Consider the following 18,304-nt stretch of genomic DNA (forward strand, 5'->3'; position numbering starts at 1 on the left):
GACAATGCCTGCCGCCACCGCCGCCAGCCCCTGGTACAAGCACCTCTGGCCCTGGATCATCATCGGCATCCTGGCCACCTCGGTATGCCTGAGCCTGACCATGGTCAGCATCGCCGTGCGCAACCCGGACAACCTGGTCAACGACAACTACTATGAGGCCGGCAAAGGCATCAACCGCTCGCTGGACCGTGAACTGCTGGCCCAGACCCTCAACCTCAAGGCCAGCGTGCACCTGGACGAGCTGACCGGCGAAGTCGAAGTGCGCCTGACCGGCAACAGCGACCCGCAGGTGCTGGAGCTGAACCTGATCTCGCCGACCCAGCCGGCCAAGGACCGCAAGGTGCAGCTGGCACGCACCGAGCCAGGCCGCTATGTCGGCCAGCTGGACGACAAGGTCGACGGCCGGCGCTTCGTCGAACTGCTCGGCAGCCAGGACGACCATGTGTGGCGGTTGTTCGAGGAGGAGAAGGTCGAGCATGGGGTAACCTTGCAACTGGGCGATGAAGCCATTCAAGGGGCCGAGCACCAGTAACAACGACACACCACACCTCGTGGGGGCGGGCCTGAAAACCAGCATTCCAGGCCCATCGCGGGGCAAGCCCGCTCCCACGAACCCGCTGTAGCACGAAGAGATGTCGATGAGCCAACCCACCCCCTGCTACCACTGCGCCCTGCCCGTTCCCGCCGGCAGCCGCTTCACCGCTGTGGTGCTAGGTGAGGCCAGGGCATTCTGCTGCCCAGGCTGCCAGGCAGTGGCAGAGTCCATCGTCGCCGGGGGCCTGGAGCACTACTACCAGCACCGCAGCGACACCAGCGCCAACCCCGAGGCCCTGCCCCGTCAACTCCAGGACGAGCTGGCCCTGTACGACCGCAGCGACGTGCAGCAAACCTTCGTGCGCCATGACGGCCAAATGGCCGAGGCCACCCTGCTGGTCGAGGGCATCAGTTGCGCTGCCTGCGGCTGGTTGATCGAAAAGCACCTGCGCACCCTGCCCGGCGTCGCCGATGCCCGCCTGAACCTGTCCAACCATCGCCTGCTGGTCAACTGGGACGACCAGCAACTGCCACTGTCGCAGTTGCTGGCTGGGCTGCGCCGCATCGGCTACGCCGCCCACCCCTACCAGCCCGACCAGGCTGCCGAACAGCTGGCCCGGGAAAATCGCAGCGCCCTGCGTCGCCTGGGCGTGGCCGGGCTGCTGTGGTTCCAGGCGATGATGGCGACCATGGCCACCTGGCCGGAATTCAACATCGACCTGTCGCCCGAGCTGCACACCATCCTGCGCTGGGTCGCGCTGTTCCTCACCACACCCATCGTGTTCTACAGCTGCGCACCATTCTTCAAGGGCGCGGCCCGCGACCTGCGCACCCGTCACCTGACCATGGACCTGTCGGTGTCGCTGGCCATCGCCCTGGCCTACTGCGCCGGGATCTGGACCGCCATCACCGGCCACGGCGAGCTGTATTTCGACACCGTGGGCATGTTCGCACTGTTCCTGCTCACCGGCCGCTACCTGGAGCGCCGTGCCCGCGAACGCACCGCCGCGGCCACCGCGCAGCTGGTCAACCTGCTGCCGGCGTCGTGCCTGCGCCTGGACGCCAACGGCCAGGGCGAGCGCATCCTGCTCGGCGAACTGCAGTGCGGCGACCGCGTGCAGGTGCTACCTGGGGCCGTCATCCCGGCCGACGGGCTCATCGTCGACGGCCGCTCCAGCGTCGACGAATCACTGCTGACCGGTGAGTACCTGCCCCTGCCGCGCCGCGTCGGCGACCGGGTGACCGGTGGCACCCTCAACGTCGAAAGCACGCTGACGGTCGAGGTCCAGGCCCTGGGCCAGGATTCGCGCCTGTCGGCCATCGTCCGCCTGCTGGAGCGCGCCCAATCGGAAAAACCGCGCCTGGCGGAAATCGCCGACCGCGCCTCGCAATGGTTCCTGCTGTTCACCCTGGTCGCCGCCGCGGTGATCGGTGTCGTCTGGTGGCAGCTCGATGCGCCCCGGGCGTTCTGGATCGTCCTGGCCATGCTGGTCGCCACCTGCCCCTGCGCCCTGTCGCTGGCCACCCCTACCGCCCTCACCGCCGCCACCGGCAGCCTGCACAAGCTCGGCCTGCTGGTGACCCGCGGGCATGTGCTCGAAGGCCTCAACCAGATCGACACGGTGATCTTCGACAAGACCGGCACCCTCACCGAAGGCCGGCTGGCCCTGCGCAGCATCCGCCCGCTGGGCCGACTGGACGCTGACCAATGCCTGGCGCTGGCGGCGGCGTTGGAGAACCGCTCCGAACACCCCATCGCCCGTGCCTTCGGTCGCGCAGCGCAAGCGGCTGAAACCGTCACCGCCGTGCCTGGGCTGGGCCTGGAAGGCATGCTGGCAAGCCAGCGCCTGCGTATCGGCCAGGCGACCTTCGTCTGCGCACTCAGCGGCGCCGAGGTACCCACCGTGCCGGAGCCACACGGGCAATGGCTGCTGCTCGGGGACCGGCAAGGGCCACTGGCCTGGTTCGGCCTGGATGACCACCTGCGCGACGACGCCCAGGACCTGGTGACGGCCTGCAAGGCACGCGGCTGGAGCACGCTGCTGCTGTCCGGCGACAGTTCGCCGATGGTCGCGCAGGTGGCCGCGCAACTGGGCATCGACCAGGCCGTCGGCGGCCTGCGTCCGGATGACAAGCTCGCCCGCCTGAAAACGCTGCAAGGCGAAGGGCGCAAGGTGCTGATGCTTGGCGACGGCGTCAACGATGTACCGGTGCTGGCCGCCGCCGACATCAGCATCGCCATGGGCAGCGCCACGGACCTGGCCAAGACCAGCGCCGACGCGGTGCTGCTGTCCAACCGCCTGCAGGCGCTGGTGCAGGCCTTCGACCTGGCCCGCCGGACCCGCCGCAACATTATCGAGAATCTGCTTTGGGCGACGCTGTACAATGGCCTCATGCTGCCGTTCGCCGCGCTCGGCTGGATCACCCCGGTGTGGGCGGCAATCGGCATGTCGGTCAGTTCGCTGATCGTGGTGCTCAACGCCTTGCGCCTGACCCGGCTGCCCTTCGCAGCAGCCCCCATCGTGCGTGAGCCGGTGTCGCTCGAAAGGAAACCGCTATGCCCGCCCTCTACGTGATGATCCCCGCCGCCCTGCTGCTGGTCGGCATCGCTGTGTACATCTTCTTCTGGGCAGTGGACAGCGGCCAGTACGACGACCTGGAAGGCCCGGCCCACAGCATCCTGTTCGATGACCAGGACCCCTGCCACCAGGCGGCCGTGAAGCCTGAGGGCGAAAAGCCCAAAGACCAGGACACGATCCCGCGTGCCTGAACTGATCCCCCTGCTGGGCTCGGCGCTGGTCCTGGGCCTGCTCGGTGGCGGCCATTGCCTGGGCATGTGCGGCGGCCTGATGGGCGCGCTGACCCTGGCCATCCCCCCCGAGCAGCGCAGCCGGCGCCTGCGCCTGCTGCTGGCCTACAACCTCGGGCGTATCCTCAGCTATGCCGCCGCCGGCTTGCTGCTGGGCCTGGCTGGCGTGGCCTTGGCCAGCAGCCCGCTGGCGACCGGTTTGCGGGTCGCGGCCGCGTTGCTGCTGATCGCCATGGGCCTGTACCTGGCCGGCTGGTGGAGCGGCCTGACCCGTATCGAGGCACTCGGGCGCGGGCTTTGGCGGCACGTGCAGCCGCTGGCCACCCGTTTGCTGCCAGTGTCCAGCCTGCCCCGAGCCTTGCTGCTCGGCGCCCTGTGGGGCTGGTTGCCGTGCGGCCTGGTGTACAGCACCCTGCTGTGGGCGGCGAGCCAGGGCGACGCACTACACAGCGCTGCGCTGATGCTGGCGTTCGGCCTGGGCACCTGGCCGGTGCTGCTGGCCACGGGGCTCGCCGCAGAGCGCTTCGGCGCTCTGTTGCGCAAACGCGGGGTACGCATGGCCGGTGGCATGCTGGTTATCCTGTTTGGTTTGTGGACGCTGCCTGGCCCGCATCAGCACTGGTTGATGGGACACTGATCGCGGGGCAAGCCCGCTCCCACGCCAGGCTTGTAACAGGGTCGCCAACTCACCTTGATACAAATCAACACGACTTCTTACATCCGCCCCTAGACTCCGGACACTGCAGCTCTATCCGGGGATTACCCACATGCTCGACGACCTACGCTGGGACGCCGACCTGATTCGTCGCTACGATCTGGCCGGGCCACGCTACACCTCCTATCCAACCGCCGTGCAACTGCACGGCGAAGTGGGCTCGTTCGACCTGCTCCACGCCTTGCGCGAGAGCCGCCGCGCCACACGCCCCCTGTCGCTGTACGTGCACGTGCCGTTCTGCGCCAACATCTGCTACTACTGCGCCTGCAACAAGGTCATCACCAAGGACCGTGGCCGCGCCGCGCCCTACCTGCAACGCCTGGAGCAGGAAATCCAGCTGATCGCCTGCCACCTCGACCCTAAACAAGTTGTTGAGCAACTGCACTTCGGTGGCGGTACGCCGACCTTCCTGAGTCATGTGGAACTGCGCCAGCTGATGGCCACCCTGCGCCAGCACTTCCACCTGCTGGACGATGATTCCGGCGACTACGGTATCGAAATCGACCCACGCGAGGCCGATTGGTCGACCATGGGCCTGCTGCGCGAGCTGGGCTTCAACCGCGTCAGCCTCGGCGTGCAGGATCTGGACCCCGCCGTGCAGCGCGCGGTCAACCGCCTGCAAAGCCTGGAGCAGACCCGCACCCTGATCGAAGCGGCGCGCACCCTGCAGTTCCGCTCGATCAACCTGGACCTGATCTACGGCCTGCCCAAGCAGACACCGGAAGGTTTCGCCCGCACCGTCGAAGAAGTGATCCGCCTGCAGCCCGACCGTTTGTCGGTGTTCAACTACGCGCACCTGCCCGAACGCTTCATGCCCCAGAGACGCATCGACAGCAGCGACCTGCCAGCTCCGGCGGCCAAACTGGAAATGTTGCACGCCACCATCGACCAACTGACCGCCGCTGGCTACCGCTACATCGGCATGGACCATTTCGCCCTGCCCGACGACGAGCTGGCCATCGCCCAGGAAGAAGGCACACTGCAACGCAACTTCCAGGGCTACACCACCCACGGCCACTGCGACCTGATCGGCCTGGGCGTGTCGGCGATCAGCCAGATCGGCGACCTCTACTGCCAGAACAGCAGCGACCTCAACACCTACCAGGACACCCTCTCCACCGCGCAACTGGCGACCCAGCGCGGCCTGATGTGCAACCAGGACGATCGCCTGCGCCGGGCGGTAATCCAGCAATTGATCTGCCACTTCGAACTGGATTTCGAAGCGATCGAACAGGCCTTCACCATCGATTTTCGCGGCTACTTCAAGGAGCAGTGGCCGCAACTGCAGGCCATGCAACGCGACGGCCTGATCAGCCTGGACGCCAAGGGCATCCGCATCCTGCCGGCCGGCCGCCTGCTGGCGCGCTCGGTGTGCATGGTATTCGACGCTTACCTCGCGCAGCAGAATCGCCAGCGTTTCTCGCGGGTGATCTGAGGCGATTGAGGCGTTTCACCGCATGGACAGACCGCCTTTCGAGGCACACTATGGACAGTTGAACGGTGTCGGGACACACCTTCCACACCGCTGCTAGCGTGCACCAAAAATGCGCACACTGGCCTACAGCCCATGCCGCGGGTTATCCTTACGGCTTATGTGTGCTTTCCCACAAGGATCGAAAGAAATGTCCGAGCCAGTAAAACTGCGCCCACACAACCAGGCCCACTGCAAGGATTGCAGCCTGGCCCCCCTGTGCCTGCCCCTGTCCCTGAACCTGGAAGACATGGACGCACTGGATGAAATCGTCAAACGCGGCCGCCCACTGAAGAAAGGCGAGTTCCTGTTCCGCCAGGGTGACAATTTCGGCTCGGTCTACGCAGTACGTTCCGGTGCCCTCAAGACCTTCAGCCTCAGCGACAGCGGCGAGGAGCAGATCACTGGCTTCCACCTGCCCAGCGAGCTGGTCGGCCTGTCCGGCATGGACACCGAGGCCTACCCGGTGTCGGCCCAGGCCCAGGAAACCACCTCGGTGTGCGAGATCCCCTTCGAGCGCCTGGATGAACTCTCGGTACAGCTGCCGCAGCTGCGCCGCCAGCTGATGCGGGTGATGAGCCGCGAGATCCGCGACGACCAGCAGATGATGCTGCTGTTGTCGAAGAAGACCGCCGACGAGCGCATCGCCACCTTCCTGGTCAACCTGTCGGCGCGCTTCCGCGCCCGTGGTTACTCGGCCAACCAGTTCCGCCTGAGCATGTCGCGCAACGAGATCGGCAACTACCTGGGCCTGGCGGTGGAAACCGTGTCGCGGGTGTTCACCCGCTTCCAGCAGAACGGCCTGCTCAAGGCCGAGGGCAAGGAAGTGCACATTCTCGATCCGATCCAGCTGTGCGCGCTGGCCGGTGGTGCACTCGAGGTCTGACCGCCGCGCTAAAAGGGTATACTGACGCGGAGTTTTTCCAGGATACCCGCCCCATGCACAGCGACACCTTCGACCTCAAAGCCCTGATCCGCCCGGTAGTGGACTTCCCCAAGCCGGGCGTGATCTTCCGCGACATCACCCCGCTGTTCCAGTCGCCGCGCGGGCTGCGCTATGTCGCCGACCAGTTCATCGAGCGCTATGTCGAGGCCGAGTTCAGCCATATCGGCGCCATGGACGCGCGAGGCTTCCTGATCGGCTCGATCATCGCCCACCAGCTGAACAAGCCGCTGATCCTGTTCCGCAAGCAGGGCAAGCTGCCGGCCGATGTGCTGTCCGAGGGCTATCAGACCGAATACGGCGAGGCCTTCCTGGAAGTGCATGCCGACAGCCTCTGCGACGGCGACTCGGTATTGATCTTCGATGACTTGATTGCCACCGGCGGCACCCTGCTGGCCGCGGCCAACCTGGTGCGCCGCACCGGCGCCCAGGTCTTCGAGGCGGCGGCGATCATCGACCTACCGGAGCTGGAAGGCTCGCGTCGCCTGCAGGCGGCCGGCGTGCCGACCTTCTGCCTGACCGAGTTTTCCCTGAGCGAATACTGAGTTCGCTTTCAAAACGATCGCGGTGCGCCGATGCGACTGGCCCCGCGATGCGTTTACAGGTTTACAACGTGATTGGCCTGCGCCCGGCAAATGCATGGGCCAGCGTCCCGCCATCTACCAATTCCAGCTCGCCACCCAACGGCACACCATGGGCGATGCGCGTGGCAGTCAGGCCCTTCTCGGCCAACAGCTGGGCAATGTAGTGCGCCGTCGCCTCTCCTTCCACCGTGGGGTTGGTGGCCAGGATCACCTCACTGAAGGTGCCCTGCTCCTCGATCCGCGCCATCAGCTGTGGAATGCCGATGGCATCCGGCCCCAGCCCGTCCAGCGGCGAGAGGTGCCCCTTGAGCACGAAGTAGCGACCGCGATAGCCGGTCTGCTCCACCGCGTACACATCCACCGGCCCCTCGACCACGCACAGTTGCGTGTCATCACGGCGCGGGTCGGCGCATTGCGGGCACAGTTCCTGCTCGGTCAAGGTCCGGCACTGGCGGCAATGACCGACGCCTTCCATGGCCTGGCTCAGGGCCTGGGCCAGGCGCGTGCCGCCACTGCGGTCGCGCTCCAGCAGTTGCAGGGCCATGCGTTGGGCGGTTTTCTGACCGACGCCGGGCAGGATGCGCAGGGCGTCGATCAGTTGGCGGATCAGGGGGCTGAAGCTCATGTGTGCAGGCCTGCCAATTCAGGAAACAGAATGAACAAGGGAGCAACGACCGTCGGGCCGTTGCTCCCCATTTGAAGCCAGAAGCCGATCAGAACGGCATCTTGAAACCAGGCGGCAGCTGCATCCCGGCGGTCATGCCACCCATCTTTTCCTGGCTGCTCTGCTCGATCTTGCGCACGGCATCGTTCAGCGCGGCGGCGATCAGGTCCTCGAGCACTTCCTTGTCGTCAGCGTCGGTCGACATCAGGCTATGGTCGATGCTGACGCGCTTGACGTCGTGGCGACCGGTCATCACCACACTGACCAGGCCGCCACCGGACTGGCCGGTGACTTCCGCATTGGCCAGCTCTTCCTGCATCTTCTGCATCTTTTCCTGCATCTGCTGGGCCTGCTTCATCAGGCCGGCCATGCCACCTTTCATCATGGGGTATACCTCGATTGGGTCATGTGATGCGGCCCGGCACAGGGCCGGCCGCATGGTTATCCGTTCATTGGCCCTGGCTGGCCAGGGCGTCTACAGGCTCAATAGTATCCTGCCTGACCGTCGCACCGAACTGCCGGATCATCTGCTGGATGAGCGGGTCCTGTTCGATCGACACCACGGCGTCATGCTGGCGCTCGGCGCGCTTGCGCGAGGCGGCTTGGGCCGGGGTTTCCTGCTCGGGGCGGATCAGCTCGATCTTCAGGCGGATCTCGCGGCCCAGTTGCTGGTTCAGTGCGTCGTTCAGCCTGCGCTGCTGCGTCGAGTTGAACAGCGCGCCCTGCCCCGGGTCCAGGTGCAACAGCCAGTCATCACCCTCGGCGGCGATCAGCGTACAGTTTGCGGCGATGTTGCCTGTCATACCGGAGACAGGCAACTGTGGGAATAATTCCAGCCATTGCAGGGCCAGGCCGGTCGCGGGCATGGCCGCCGGCAGTGGCTCCGGCGCCTGGGCAGGTGCCTCTTCCTGGACGTGCTCGGCCAGCTCGTCCAGGTAGCTGAAGCCGACCGGGTCGCTGTCGGGTGCGTAGTAGTCCTCGTCCGCCGGCGGCTCGTCGTCACGCTCCATGCCCGCCGGGCTGTAGGCCGACGGGTCGAACGGCGGTTCGTCATCGTCCGGCTGCTGGGTGGCGGCCTCGACCGCGGGTGCCGGCTCGGGCAACTGCTCGGGCGCAACCGGCGCCGGAGTGGCAACCGGCTCCTCCCACGGCAGATCGATGACCTCCTCGACGGGCTGCGGCTCGGGCTCGGGCTGCGCTGGCGCTTGCGGCGCCTCGACAACCTCGGCAACGGGCGGCACCTCGACGACTGGCGGCTCAGCCTGTATGGATGGCTCAGCCACGGGCAGCGGCGCGGCCACTTCAGCGACAGGACTGGCGGCAACGGACGGCGCCACGGCCACAGCCGCTGCCGCCACCGGTTGGGTCGGATCAGCTGTGGCCTGGCTGATCCCCGTCGGCTTTAGTACCGGCCTCGGTGCGTCGTCGCTATCGGCCGGGCGGAACGCCAGCATCCGCAGCAGGACCATCTCGAAACCGCCGCGCGGGTCCGGCGCCAATGGCAGGTCACGGCGGCCGATCAACCCCATCTGGTAGTAGAACTGCACGTCTTCGGCCGGCAGGGCCTGGGCCAACGCCAGCACGCGGTCACGGTCGCCCTGGCCGTTGTCCACCGCCTCCGGCAGGGCCTGGGCGATGGCCACACGGTGCAGCACATTGAGCATTTCCGACAGCACGCCGTTCCAGTCCGGGCCTTGCTCGGCCAGGTCACGCACCGCGGCCAGCAGCGCCCGGGCATCGCCTTCGAGCAGGGCCTGGAGCACGCCATACACCTGGCCGTGATCGAGGGTACCGAGCATCGCCCGCACGTCGGCGGCCAGCACCCGCCCCTCGCCAAAGGCGATGGCCTGGTCGGTCAGGCTCATGGCGTCGCGCATGGAGCCGTCGGCGGCGCGGCCGAGCAACCACAGGGCATCCTCCTCGAACGGCACGTTCTCGGCGCCCAGCACGTGGGTCAGGTGCTCGACCACGCGCTCCGGGCTCATGTTCTTCAGCGAGAACTGCAGGCAGCGCGACAGGATGGTCGCCGGCAGTTTCTGCGGGTCGGTGGTGGCGAGGATGAACTTGACGTAGGGCGGCGGCTCTTCCAGCGTCTTCAACAGGGCGTTGAACGAGTGGGTGGAGAGCATGTGCACTTCGTCGATCAGGTAGACCTTGAAGCGCCCGCGGCTCGGCGCGTACTGCACGTTGTCGAGCAGCTCGCGGGTGTCCTCGACCTTGGTGCGGCTGGCAGCGTCGATCTCGATCAGATCGACGAAACGGCCCTCATCGATCTCCCGGCATACCGAGCAGGTGCCGCACGGCGTCGAGGTGATGCCGGTCTCGCAGTTCAGGCACTTGGCGATGATCCGCGCAATGGTGGTCTTGCCCACGCCCCGGGTCCCGGTGAACAGGTAGGCATGGTGCAGGCGCTGGTTGTCCAGGGCGTTGATCAAAGCCTTGAGCACATGGGTCTGGCCGACCATTTCGCGGAACGAGCGCGGACGCCATTTACGTGCAAGAACCTGATAACTCATCAAAAAACCATCGTGACCGGAGCGGGCGGAAAGAGCGCTAATGCTAGCGGAGCGGGGCCAAAATTGCACCCTGCCGATCTCGTCTAAGCTCAGTGACGGGCACACGGACGACGGATCAGGGAGGATGAGGCGTGCGGCGAGTCCTGGCCACCCTGTCATTTTGGATATCGTTGTGGGCTACCCACGGCGTGGCGCAACCGCCGGTGTTGCGCTTCTCCATCGCCGAAAGCTGGAGCATGCCGCTGATGCGCATCGAGGACCAGCAGCCGGCGGAAGGCATCCTGCTGGAGCTGATGCAGGCCATCGCCCGGGAGGTCGATGCCCGCCCCCAATACCATGTGCTGGCCCGCCTGCGCCTGCAGGAGGCGATGCAGGCCGGCGAAATCGACGTACGCTGCTACGTTTCCACGCGATGGCTGACCGATCGGCCCGGCGACTATCTCTGGAGCATCCCGCTCATCGAGCAGCGCGACCTGCTGGTCGGCCGCCCCGGCGACAGCGGCCCCGTCAGCCCGGACGCACTGCCACCCCAGGCCATCGGCACCGTGCTCGGCTACACCTACCCCACGCTCGAGCCGCTGTTCAGCCAGGCCCGCCTGCAGCGCGAAGATAGCCGCAATCAATTGCTGGTCCTGCAGAAACTCCAGGTCGGGCGCTTGCGCCATGCCGTGAGCAACCAGCTGTCGCTGCAATGGTACAACCGCTCCCTACCGCCGGCTCGACACCTGCAGCCCCTGGCCGTGCTTGAAGAACAGGCGCTGGGCTGCATGGTGCGCAACGACCCCCAACTGCCGACCCAAGGCGTGCTCAGGGCGCTGGTGCGGATCAGGGAGTCCGGGGAGATGCAGCGGATCGTCGAGCGTTATACCGAGCCCCATCCGTTCGCAGGTGATGACAGCCCTCAGTTACCCGCAGCCGCGACACCCAATGCCGCCAGGTAGAGGCCCAAACCGAACACGCAGTGCGTCGCCAGGCTGCGCAGGCAGCTCTTCAGGGGCGCGGGTGTGTTCGTCGCGAAATACCCGGCTCCCAACGCAGGTTGCACCACGCACAACGGCACGAGCACCGAGACCACCCCGAACAGCAAGGCTGGCCACAGTGTCGGCCCGCGCAACCACCCCTCCCCTGCAATAGCCGCCAGCAGCGCCGCGAACACCAGCCCAGTGGCGTAGTGAAGCAACCAGCCCCACGCCAGCTCCCCCCTGACCGGCGCAGCCTTGCCGATCGCCGCATGCCGCCAGCGCCCTTCGCGCAGGTGCCCCGCCCAGCGCCCGACCATGGCGTAGTTCAGGGTGGTGACGCCCAGATACCTGAGCAACACGGTCCACAGGTCCATGACCAGGGTGGCGCCGATGCCGATGAACAGGATGGAAAGCACAAGCGAGGAGATGGTCATGATGAGAGCCCTTGGCAGATTGACGGAAAGGTCGATGCCAAGCAGCATGCAAGTTGAAGTCAACTTCAAGTCAAGAGGGGTTGCAATGGACATTGCCGATGTCGCCAGGCGCACCGGAGTGCCGGCGTCGACATTGCGTTACTACGCGAACAAGGGCTTGCTCAGATCACTGGCCAGCCATGGGCAACGCCGCCAGTTCCCGCCAGACACCCCCGAGCGCCTGGCGTTGATCGCGCTGGGACAGGCGGCTGGCTTTTCGCTGGACGAAGTAGCCGCCATGCTTGACGAGCAAATGGTCGACCGCGAGTTGCTGCTGGCCAAGGCCGACGAGATCGACCGCCGGATCAAACGGCTGCAGGCGATGAGCAAGGGGTTGCGCCATGCGGCGCAGTGCCCCGAGGAGAGCCATCTGCAATGCCCGACCTTTCAGCGGCTGATGCAGATGTCGGCCAGCCAGGGCAGGCGTGGAGGCCTCAGTAGCCGTGCAACTCGCGGAACGGCTGGCCCTTGTGGTAGTTGATCCACTCTTCCACGTCATACGGCAGGTACAGCTGCCGACGCGCCCGCGACAGGGCGATATACACTGCGCAGATCCGCGCATCGAAGGCGTAGGCGTCCTTGAAGCGGTCGGTGGTCATCAGTTCCGGTGTCAGCAGCACCTGATCGAACTCCAGGCCGCCAGCCTCCTCGGCCATCAACAGTATCAGGCTGTCGGGCCTTGCAGCGATGCGCGCCTCCAGCAGCGTCAGGTCCGCAAGCTTGAAACCCGCCTCAAGGCGCTCCTCGACCCAGAGGAACGCGGCATCGAACCGCTCGGACTCACGCACCTGCTGCCAGTCGAGCAGGTGCGCGAAGTACGGATGCGGCCCTTCGGCATCCTGCCCCGGGGCATAGAACGCAGCCCTGAACAGGCCGATCGCGGTGGCCATGAAGCGGCGCATCTGCGGCCAATCGGGGAAATTCAACAAGCAGTTGGACTTGGCCAACTCCATGGCCCAGCGCATCGTGTCCCAGCGCGAGGCGGTCAGCACCACGCAGCCCTCTGGCGGGACGAACCCTTCGGGGAAGTGCTCGATGCCGACATCGACATGGCGCGCAGCTTCGAAGGCAACCTTGGACTTCTTCGAATGCACGCCGATCAACGGGTTGATCAGGCGTTCCACCTTGGGCCCGCAACGCACGGCAAAGGCCATGTCCTTCTGGCGCACCTGACGCTCGCGCCTGACCACCTCGCCGGAGGCCTTCTGGTACTCGTCGCCCAGGGTGATCAGCACCTGGCGACCCCGCTCGATAACCTGCAGCAGCGAGGCCGGCACGTCCTGGCTCTCGTCGATGATCACGTGGCTGAAACGCCCCGGCACGCTGCAACCAGCCAGGCTCGCTCGCTTGAGCAGCAGCAACGCCTCGAACCCGGTCTGCGCGCCCCAGGCCGGTTGCGCCTCCAGATAGCGCCATAGCCGGCTGGCGTACTCGAGCAGGACCTGGGCATCGACGCCGGAGAGCGCTTGGCGAAAATACGGCAGATGACGATTCGACAGGCTGTAATCCCGCGAATCGCAGTAGTTGCGCAGCACTTCCAGGCAGATATCCAAGGCATGCTCGGCGTCGTACTGGCGCAAGCCGACGATCCCCAGTTCCTCGGCCAGCCTTCGCTTGCCAGGGCCGCGCTGCGCCGTCCGGGCGGAAACTGACCGGGTATCCTTGAGCAGGGCCCGGGCGAACTGGCCGAAGGTCATGCCGACCTTGGCCTGCTCATCCAGCCCCATGCGTCGACGCAAGGTGCCGAGCTTCGCGGGCGTGCGTGCCAGGGCCAGCACCCGGCCACGGGGCAGGCAGTCCATCAGCGCGCCAAGCAGGTAGCTCTTGCCGATCCCGGCATAGCCCTGCACGTGGATGTCTTCGTCGAGGTTGGCCTGGATGATCTTGAGCAGCTTGTCCTGCTCGACGGTTAACCAGCGCTCGCTGTCGAAACCGGTGGTCACCCGCTGGCTGAACGGGTTGTCCCTGTGATGCAGGCGTATGCGGTAGTCGAAATCCCACTTGCCATCGGCCAGCAGGTATTCCCGCGCCTGAACCTGCTCCACGTCGAGCAGACGCAGCTTCGAACCCTTGATCACCTCAAGGCCGAAATAGAGCTTGCGCGCATCGAACAGCCTACGGGCCTCGGACAACAACCCCACGCCAGGCGAATGCGCGCCATCGACCGCCCACGCCAACAGCTTGCCCAGCACCTTCTCCGCCGCCCGCGCATCGACCTGGCCTTGTGCCTGCGCCAGGTTCTGTATTACCAGCACCGCCGCCAGCTCCGGCTCGCTCAGAGCGCCGAGCGCAGACGCACCGTCGGCCAGCAAGGCCTGGCACACCTCTGCGGTGACCGGCAAGTACACGGGATGGGAAAAGTCGAAGTGCTCGGGCTGCATGTCGGTACGTGTCCGCAGATCACTCAAGGTTTGTCGGATTCAGCGGTCTGCCCCACCACCAACTCAAAACGGTAGGCACCCAAGGACCCAGCCATGTCGCCGGGATAACTGCCACCCGCCTGCGGTGCGTCAAGCATGTCATCTAGCTCATGCAGGGCGAGCTCCAGCAGCTTGCGCAAGTCCCGCACCGAGCGCGCCGACACCTGCAGCTCCAAGGCCACCGTATCAGCCTTCACCGTCGCTGGCGGAGCCGCTTCCTCGAGGATGCGCTCGTGCTCTTCTTCCATCTGGTCGAGCACCTGCGACAGCTCCAGCACACGCTCGGGGCTGGCGGCCATCTGATCCTTGATTTCCAGGCGGCGCATTTGCCACTCGCGAATCTTCTGACGGGTGAGGTCGTCGACATGTTCCACGGTCGCTATCTCCTGGCTGAATGGGTCGACACGATGGGATGCATGATAAGGCGCTGCGCGGGATCGTGCAGGCGGAAAACAGTGCGAGGGTGTAAAGAAACGCGTCTGATATGCGACGCCTGACAGGTACGCCGGAAAAATCCTGCGCCCAAAATGGAGGCGGCCCCACCAGCCACACCCCGGCACTCGATGTTCCCGCTATGGCTGCTCCCTTCCGGGCCTGACCAGGTGGGCATGCGAGCATGGCTTGCAGCTTGCCGAGAGCTGCGCTGCATCTGGGTTGGTGACAAATTGATGGGGTTCTACCGACATTCGTTTCAGGCTGTAAAGTGTACCTGAAACAACGCCAAAAATCTGGGGTGTGGCCAGGATTGTTCCACTCAATTGGTCCACTTTATTGGCCCACTCTGGTGTCTCACATGGCCTACATCGTCCGTCGTCAATCCGTTTACTACCTCAATCTTCGACTGCCGAAGCACCTATTCCCGAAACGTCAGACGCTACGTGTCTGCCTACGTGTGCAACAACGTCAGACAGCAATGTTCATCGCCTGCTCTCTGGCTCAGCAAGTGCACTCTCACCTTGCTGAACACCCCCTGACAGCACCTGAGACGCTACGTGCGTTGTGCACGAGCTGGCGAGACTCTATCCCCCGGCTAAGCGTTCAGAGCGCACCACGGAAGGTTACGGACCCTACCGCCGCACCACGGAGCGATGGCCCTACTCTCGCCGCTCTGTCGAAAATGTACATAGATGAAGGCAAACGGGGCGGAACTTGGCGACAGGGCAGCATCGATGATGTTGAACGCGCTCTTGCTGACCTGTTCGAGCTGATGGGCGACATGGCCTCTGATGCCTTTGACGTGCAACAAGCGCGCTTGCTGAAGGATCGGCTCAGTCGCTGTCCGCAGTACTTCGGCCTACGCCCGGAATTCAAGGGGAAAACCCTTAAGCAGGTTGTAGAGTCAGGTGCCACGTACAAGACCATCACCGCCGTCACCGTGAATAACCGGCTGCGAAAGCTCACTGCTTTCATGAACTGGTGCAAGTCCAACGGGTACATGACCGATAACCCGCTTGCGGGGATGAAGGTGATGACTGGATCGGCCAAAGAGGCACGCCTGTCGTTTGACCGCGAAGACTTGGTTGCTCTACTCGACCTTGATTTGTTGCGTGCAGAAGCTCGCAAGCACCCTTGGCGCTTCTGGCTACCCCTTCTCGGACGAGCCACAGGTTGCAGACTGGAAGAACTCTGCCAGCTTCGGGTGGATGACATTATCGAGCACCAGGGCATCCCATGCGTTCGGATTGACGACAAGCGTGAAGGTCAGCAGCTGAAGAATGCCAGCAGTCGCCGGGTACTCCCCCTGCACCCAGCCCTTATCGATATTGGCCTTCTAGAGCACGTGGAGTCCGTCAGGGTCACAGGAACGGATCGCCTGTTCCCTCAGCTTGAAGCAGTGCGAGGGAAGCTGGGCCACGCTCCATCCAAGTGGTTCGGTCGCTACAAGATGAAGCTGGGGATCACTGATCAGAGGAAGACGTTCCACAGTTTCCGCCACACACTGATTGACGATCTGCGAGAAGCAGGAGTGCAGGACTCGCTAATCAAGAGGATCGCTGGTCATGAGGATGGAGCCGTCACGTTCAGCATCTATGGGAGCCGAAGCCCGTTGAAAGCAATGCTGGAAGCAATGGTGCAAATTAAGCTCTAAGGTGACGAAAACTCGACTTATTTAACCCATCTCTCATTAAAGCCCTCATGAAGGTGGGTCCTCTTTTGCCGGAGCGAGTGCACCTGTGGAGATTATCGCGGAGGCGTTGGAAATATCACTTCCCCAACACAGAGCGGAGCGAACGATGGAGCCCCCACGAATGAAGTTATATGTGATAAGTCTGTGGCAGGCATTGACAAATGCGAATGATTCGTGATATTATCGTAGTACGAATCGAGTGGTTCGGGTAATATTTTATATCTTTAGTTCAGTAGCCTCATCCACCGCCCATTCGACTCATTCAGTTGTCCACTCCTTGCAACTGAAGGCTATCACCTCGTAGCCTAAGTCAATCCATTTCTAGAAGCATGGTTCCCTTCTACATATGGTTGTCTACATAGACTCTGCTAAACCCTTTCTTGAGAACGCCAGCTGCTAATCGGTCCCTTTCCTTGCCGAGTAGTGATTGGCGTTTTCTTTTGTCTTGAAAAAGATATGTAATCTGATTGTTGCATATATTCATTCCCTTTGGGGATGTCCCATACAACCGCTTACGGCACACACATAAATACTAATCAATCACGGGAGACCGTCATGTCTGACCTCGATGTACACTCACGCTTGCTGAACCCACACAAATGTATTGTCTGCGAGACCCCATTAATCAATCGGCGACAACACTCAAAGACCTGTATTAGTCGCTGCCGTACCCAGCTCTATCGGCAAAAAAAAGAAAACTCCGTACTCGTTAAGTTTCGCCTACCACTTAACGTTTACACCAATCTTGTCATCGCAGTGATGTCTGCTGGCAAGGGTGTCGACGAACACCTTCAAGAACTGCTAAAGCGTGAACACGCCTAATCATGAGTAGCATTGATACTTTCGTTCTTGGCATACAGCGAGCAAATGAACGCAAGCAGAAAGCCAGGGCCGCTACCACCCTCAAACCGGATAAGCCTGAGCACACACAACCACCAACTAAACAAAATGATGCTGTATCTACCCCAGTGCTTGATGATGAACGATACCGTATCGATCTTATCAAAAAAATTATCACCTATATTCGCAAAAAACGTGAGGAGCAACGTAAATGAGCAAAAAACTATCTACCACTGTCATCAAGGGCACGCCTCCAAGCTGGAGTGATGATGAATTCAACAAGCGTCTTCGTGTTCGCACTCATGCGTACGAGAACACCCGTGAGTGCACTGAGGTCGTATCTCATCCGCTTGAGCATGAATGGCTCCAGTTGGTGGCCGATAAGATTGGCAGCGGTTATACAATTGATCGCCGTTGGCCCATCAATCATGCCCAGCTTTCTCATAGCGTCCAGATGGTCAAGCCGTTGGCTATGCAAGCAAGTGAGAAACAAGAGTTGAAGGCTGTTGTTAAAGATGAGTACGTGGCTCACCTACAAGCTCAAATGGATGCTTACAGAGCAGCACTCACCAGCCAATTGATTGAAGCGGCTGAAGAGCGTGAACGTCGTAAAGCTGAACAGGAAGCCGCCAAGCGTCGTGCTGCTGCTGAGAAAGAAGCGAGCGAGTGCTTTGGTGAGTTGATCGTGCCTGATGGCTTCCCTGAGCAGCCAGAGCCGGTTGGTGCTCTGTTCAGTTTGGAACAAGAAGGAGGACGAGGATGAATGTCCTGACCCTCCACTGGCCCAGCAATTCGATTCATTCCGGGTATGCGAATGTCAGTGCTGATGAGCAATTGATGATCAATCATCGCTACAAGGGTAGACAATGGCATGTGATGTCTGTCTGTCCTAGGGTGTTCGAAAAGTATCAACACTTGACGACCAAGCATGACACTGTGCCTATCAATCACTTGGTGCGAGTGAGTAAGTCGTTCCTCGCAGCAGTGAAGCACCTATCACCACGTTGGCGTTGTAACCGGATGGTCAACCCACATTGATGAAGGCTTGATGATGTGTCTTGCTGAGCTATCAGAAAAGCCCCGATCATTAACTGGCGATGAGCTGGTGGTGGTCGGGGCTTTTTCGTCTGTGAACGCTTGGTGTGCACTAGTCAGTGGTTAAGCTACTTCAGCTTGCTGTAAGTCTCGTAAGCGTACGCGCTATATGTAAATGCCTCTGCATGCGCTTTCTAGGCGTTTTCAGTG

The 18,304-nt window shown here is 63.0% G+C and carries 18 protein-coding genes; 12 read left to right on the forward strand and 6 right to left on the reverse strand.

Features of this window, described 5'->3' with window-relative positions:
* Window positions 1–4 precede the first annotated feature (4 nt).
* From BMY03_RS06640 to BMY03_RS06670, 7 genes are all read left to right on the forward strand, one after another.
* The gene (locus BMY03_RS06640) at window positions 5–532 is read left to right on the forward strand and encodes a FixH family protein (protein WP_094010587.1); all 528 of its coding nucleotides are present in this window, start codon (window positions 5–7) and stop codon (window positions 530–532) included.
* A 106-nt stretch (window positions 533–638) separates the two neighbouring features.
* Window positions 639–3,110 (forward strand): heavy metal translocating P-type ATPase, encoded by a 2,472-nt coding sequence (locus BMY03_RS06645; RefSeq protein WP_094010588.1) that lies wholly within the window; start codon window positions 639–641, stop codon window positions 3,108–3,110.
* Window positions 3,092–3,304, forward strand: a complete 213-nt coding sequence (gene ccoS / locus BMY03_RS06650) for a cbb3-type cytochrome oxidase assembly protein CcoS (protein ID WP_023633108.1) — start codon at window positions 3,092–3,094, stop codon at window positions 3,302–3,304. The genes BMY03_RS06645 and ccoS overlap by 19 nt, the downstream gene beginning before the upstream one ends.
* Complete coding sequence (locus BMY03_RS06655) at window positions 3,297–3,980, forward strand: sulfite exporter TauE/SafE family protein (RefSeq protein ID WP_094010589.1); 684 nt, start codon at window positions 3,297–3,299, stop codon at window positions 3,978–3,980. Before ccoS ends, BMY03_RS06655 begins: the two co-directional genes overlap by 8 nt.
* 130 nt (window positions 3,981–4,110) lie before the next feature.
* On the forward strand, window positions 4,111–5,493 hold the full coding sequence (gene hemN, locus BMY03_RS06660; protein ID WP_038705709.1) for an oxygen-independent coproporphyrinogen III oxidase: 1,383 nt from the start codon (window positions 4,111–4,113) through the stop codon (window positions 5,491–5,493).
* Between the two features lie 187 nt (window positions 5,494–5,680).
* Window positions 5,681–6,415, forward strand: a complete 735-nt coding sequence (gene fnrA, locus BMY03_RS06665) for a Crp/Fnr family transcriptional regulator FnrA (protein ID WP_023630845.1) — start codon at window positions 5,681–5,683, stop codon at window positions 6,413–6,415.
* Between the two features lie 53 nt (window positions 6,416–6,468).
* Window positions 6,469–7,017 carry an adenine phosphoribosyltransferase gene (locus BMY03_RS06670; RefSeq protein WP_038705708.1) on the forward strand — a complete coding sequence of 183 codons (549 nt, stop codon included), beginning with the start codon at window positions 6,469–6,471 and terminating at the stop codon, window positions 7,015–7,017.
* 61 nt (window positions 7,018–7,078) lie between these two features.
* Here the strand turns inward: BMY03_RS06670 and recR are convergent, their stop codons facing one another.
* The 3 genes from recR to dnaX form a co-directional block, all read right to left on the reverse strand.
* Window positions 7,079–7,681 (reverse strand): recombination mediator RecR, encoded by a 603-nt coding sequence (recR, locus tag BMY03_RS06675; RefSeq protein WP_023632784.1) that lies wholly within the window; start codon window positions 7,679–7,681, stop codon window positions 7,079–7,081.
* A gap of 88 nt (window positions 7,682–7,769) precedes the next feature.
* The gene (locus BMY03_RS06680; protein WP_094010590.1) at window positions 7,770–8,105 is read right to left on the reverse strand and encodes a YbaB/EbfC family nucleoid-associated protein; all 336 of its coding nucleotides are present in this window, start codon (window positions 8,103–8,105) and stop codon (window positions 7,770–7,772) included.
* Between the two features lie 64 nt (window positions 8,106–8,169).
* A complete protein-coding gene (gene dnaX, locus BMY03_RS06685; protein ID WP_094010591.1) occupies window positions 8,170–10,236 on the reverse strand; it encodes a DNA polymerase III subunit gamma/tau in 2,067 nt (688 codons plus the stop codon).
* 131 nt (window positions 10,237–10,367) lie between these two features.
* On the opposite strand from dnaX, the gene BMY03_RS06690 reads away from it, so the two are divergent.
* Complete coding sequence (locus BMY03_RS06690; RefSeq protein WP_094010592.1) at window positions 10,368–11,177, forward strand: substrate-binding periplasmic protein; 810 nt, start codon at window positions 10,368–10,370, stop codon at window positions 11,175–11,177.
* On the opposite strand, the gene BMY03_RS06695 is transcribed toward BMY03_RS06690, so the two are convergent.
* Window positions 11,138–11,632, reverse strand: a complete 495-nt coding sequence (locus BMY03_RS06695; protein WP_094010755.1) for a DUF2938 domain-containing protein — start codon at window positions 11,630–11,632, stop codon at window positions 11,138–11,140. The two genes, BMY03_RS06690 and BMY03_RS06695, sit on opposite strands and share 40 nt — an antisense overlap.
* An 85-nt stretch (window positions 11,633–11,717) precedes the next feature.
* On the opposite strand from BMY03_RS06695, the gene BMY03_RS06700 reads away from it, so the two are divergent.
* Window positions 11,718–12,152, forward strand: coding sequence for a helix-turn-helix domain-containing protein (locus BMY03_RS06700; RefSeq protein ID WP_094010593.1), 435 nt, complete (start codon window positions 11,718–11,720; stop codon window positions 12,150–12,152).
* On the opposite strand, the gene BMY03_RS06705 is transcribed toward BMY03_RS06700, so the two are convergent.
* Both BMY03_RS06705 and BMY03_RS06710 read right to left on the reverse strand, forming a co-directional pair.
* Window positions 12,106–14,052, reverse strand: coding sequence for a hypothetical protein (locus BMY03_RS06705; RefSeq protein ID WP_094010594.1), 1,947 nt, complete (start codon window positions 14,050–14,052; stop codon window positions 12,106–12,108). The genes BMY03_RS06700 and BMY03_RS06705 overlap by 47 nt on opposite strands.
* A 23-nt stretch (window positions 14,053–14,075) precedes the next feature.
* The gene (locus BMY03_RS06710) at window positions 14,076–14,465 is read right to left on the reverse strand and encodes a hypothetical protein (RefSeq protein ID WP_094010595.1); all 390 of its coding nucleotides are present in this window, start codon (window positions 14,463–14,465) and stop codon (window positions 14,076–14,078) included.
* A gap of 419 nt (window positions 14,466–14,884) precedes the next feature.
* On the opposite strand from BMY03_RS06710, the gene BMY03_RS06715 reads away from it, so the two are divergent.
* The 3 genes from BMY03_RS06715 (at window position 14,885) to BMY03_RS26080 (ending at window position 17,822) form a co-directional block, all read left to right on the forward strand.
* The gene (locus BMY03_RS06715; RefSeq protein ID WP_094010596.1) at window positions 14,885–16,180 is read left to right on the forward strand and encodes a site-specific integrase; all 1,296 of its coding nucleotides are present in this window, start codon (window positions 14,885–14,887) and stop codon (window positions 16,178–16,180) included.
* 863 nt (window positions 16,181–17,043) lie between these two features.
* Window positions 17,044–17,274: a hypothetical protein gene (locus BMY03_RS26075; protein WP_143067524.1), complete on the forward strand. Its 231-nt coding sequence runs from the start codon at window positions 17,044–17,046 to the stop codon at window positions 17,272–17,274.
* Window positions 17,271–17,822 (forward strand): hypothetical protein, encoded by a 552-nt coding sequence (locus BMY03_RS26080; RefSeq protein ID WP_143067525.1) that lies wholly within the window; start codon window positions 17,271–17,273, stop codon window positions 17,820–17,822. Before BMY03_RS26075 ends, BMY03_RS26080 begins: the two co-directional genes overlap by 4 nt.
* Window positions 17,823–18,304 lie beyond the last annotated feature (482 nt).

The sequence above is a fragment of the Pseudomonas soli genome (assembly GCF_900110655.1).
GTDB lineage: Bacteria > Pseudomonadota > Gammaproteobacteria > Pseudomonadales > Pseudomonadaceae > Aquipseudomonas > Aquipseudomonas soli.